The organism is Candidatus Poribacteria bacterium, assembly GCA_026702755.1.
Taxonomy (GTDB): Bacteria; Poribacteria; WGA-4E; order WGA-4E; family WGA-3G; genus WGA-3G.
Map to the genome: position 1 here is coordinate 1 of JAPPBX010000111.1, position 2,539 is coordinate 2,539.

Genomic DNA, 2,539 nt, shown 5'->3' on the forward strand with positions numbered 1-2,539 from the left:
TTGTAGCATGATGCACGTCGCATCTGGGCGAGTACGCCGCAAACCTGTTAGGTTGTGCCACCAGAACACTTGTGTTTGCCTGAGAATTTCCATCTCATAGAAGGCATTATGGGCAAAATTGCGTAAGTCCTAAACAATTATGGGCGCGCTTTGGAAGCGGACTTGCCAAAAATCGAAGGGGAAGAAATTATGGTTAAAACATGGCTCATTTTTGTTTTCATGACTGTCTCCTCATGGGGACTTTACGGTGTCTTTCTACATCAGGGACAGGTTTCGATGGCAGATCCCGTGCATGGACGTTACAAAGCGTTTCTCTTTGTCGGACTTGCCTACCTACTCGCGGCTGTCATCGGTTCTGCCTTGATGCTGATCCTTAACGGCTCCGACTGGCAATTTACTGGCAAAGGTGTTTCTTGGTCTTTCGTGGCAGGACTTGTTGGGGCGATTGGCGCATTTGGGGTGTTACTCGCTTTTGGGGCTGGCGGTAGGCCTGCCGTTGTGATGTCGATTGTTTTCGCAGGCGCGCCTATTGTAAACGCTGTCGTCGCGACCCTCTCACATCCGCCTGCCGGGGGCTGGAGTGCTGTCCGATGGCAATTCGTCGCAGGCATCTTGCTCGCTGCACTCGGCGGATGTTTGGTTATGCTTTATAGACCCACTTCATAGCACATCTGCTAACAGCAGCCGTTGCACCTCTAACATTGTTCAGTCGGAGGCCAGCGGCTGTGTTTCTTTCCTTCCCCTTCCGCATATCGGCGCACTTTCAAAACAAAACGCACTTTTTACTATCCTTTTCACATTGCCGGACTCTAATAAGCAAGAAGGGAGCGTTTCATGTCTATAGGCGAAGCTTGCAAGCCGATATTGCAAAGTCAAGAAATAACTGAGATAAGTGATGCCGAGTTGGTCGTCGCGTCACTTGCGGGAAACACATCGGCGTTTGATGTATTAGTCAATCGTTATCGACGCGCGATGTTGACGGTCGCACAGCAGATTGTCCGAAATCCTGCCGATGCAGAAGATGTCGTACAGGACGCGTTTTTGCGTTCTTTTGAGGCACTTCCACAACTCACTGATCTGAACCGGTTTGGGGCATGGCTCCACTCTATTACTCGAAACCGCGCTTTGCGTTACTATAAGAATGCCAGTCGCTATCAACCAGAAGAAGATATGGAACTCCATTTAAATAGAGTCTCAGATACATCACAAGCAGATCCAGCGCGCATTGTAGAACGGGAATTAACGCAAGAGGCTGTCAGAGATGCTATACAAGGTCTCCCAAACGATTATCAAGAGGTCATTCAACTCTACTATTGGGCGGAGATGCCCCAAAAGCGGATTGCTGAATTTTTGTCTATTCCGCTGACGACTGTCAAGTGGCGGTTACACAAAGCGAAGGATCTCCTGAAAACGATCTTGGAAAAACGTGGGTACGGAATGGATATATAACGGATAGGATTTACGCATTTCCTTGGTAGGTGCGGTTTCCTAACCGCACCGATCGCGTGATAGATAGCGGGATTCCGTAATTTTGCGTAAGTCCTGATGGAAGCTATTAGTGGTCAGTTAACCTACAACCACAGAGAGGTAAAAAATATGGAACAGCCGAGACCGAACGAACTCAAAGCACTTTTTCTCATGCTTGAGCACACCGCAAAGATTACGGAGGATGCAGCCCTAACGGATGCCTTTAGAGGGGGCGAACAACGATGCATCTCTCAATTCAATAACGTCCTCAAACGTCTGCGTGACCTGAGTGCTGTGCCTGATGGACTTTTTGAAGAACTTGCAGACGATGCGTCTTTTGGTCAAATCGGAATCGCATGCCATCAGCTCGCAGCATATCTCAACGACGAATTGGACACCGTTTCCGATTTCAAGGGATGGTTCGATAGTTTTTTCGGAAAAAGGTTCGTGGAAAACTTAACAGAGGAACTCACAGATAAACCGTTCAGTGATTTGATTCGGAGAGCAGTCCCAGATTTCTTAACCGAGACCACGCTTGAAGATATAACCGAAGTGTTTCCTGTCGCAGCTGGTGGCAAGTTAACCGTTGATACGGACTTCGGCGCAATTGACGTACAGAGCGCGGAGACTGACACTGTTTCTGTGCGCGTGCAACGTTCCGCACAGTTGAAAGCAGACCGACGGGCAGGAGAAATCCTCAAGAATTTCGATGTCCAGCTGACACACGAGGCATCTGATGTTAAAATCGAAGCAAAATTCAGAGGCTCCGAAAAACAGTGGAAAAAAGCGCAAAAACGTTTAGACATTCAGTTTAGTCTCGTTGTGCCTCGACACTATTCCCTCGATTTGAAAACAGCAGGGGCGGACATTTCCGCTGTTGATATAACCGGAGACGTGAATGCCAAAACAGCTGGAAGCCGACTCCGCCTCGAAAATATAACCGGACATATTCACGGAAAGACCTCAGGTGGGAACATCGAGCTTAAGGCGTTCAACGGCGATGTCGACCTTCAAACGAGCGGTGGCAACGGGTTCGAGCGTGATCTCCGTGGTGCCGTCGTGGAGATCGAGC

Annotated in this window: 3 protein-coding genes; all 3 read left to right on the forward strand. The window is 48.9% G+C overall.

Annotated elements, in window-relative coordinates; translation table 11 throughout:
- Nucleotides 1-189: 189 nt before the first annotated feature.
- The gene (locus OXH39_21875; GenBank protein ID MCY3553117.1) at nucleotides 190-666 is read left to right on the forward strand and encodes a hypothetical protein; all 477 of its coding nucleotides are present in this window, start codon (nucleotides 190-192) and stop codon (nucleotides 664-666) included.
- 168 nt (nucleotides 667-834) lie between these two features.
- Nucleotides 835-1,449, forward strand: coding sequence for an RNA polymerase sigma factor (locus OXH39_21880; protein MCY3553118.1), 615 nt, complete (start codon nucleotides 835-837; stop codon nucleotides 1,447-1,449).
- 147 nt (nucleotides 1,450-1,596) lie between these two features.
- Nucleotides 1,597-2,539: hypothetical protein (locus OXH39_21885; GenBank protein MCY3553119.1), on the forward strand; the 943-nt coding region annotated here is incomplete at its 3' end.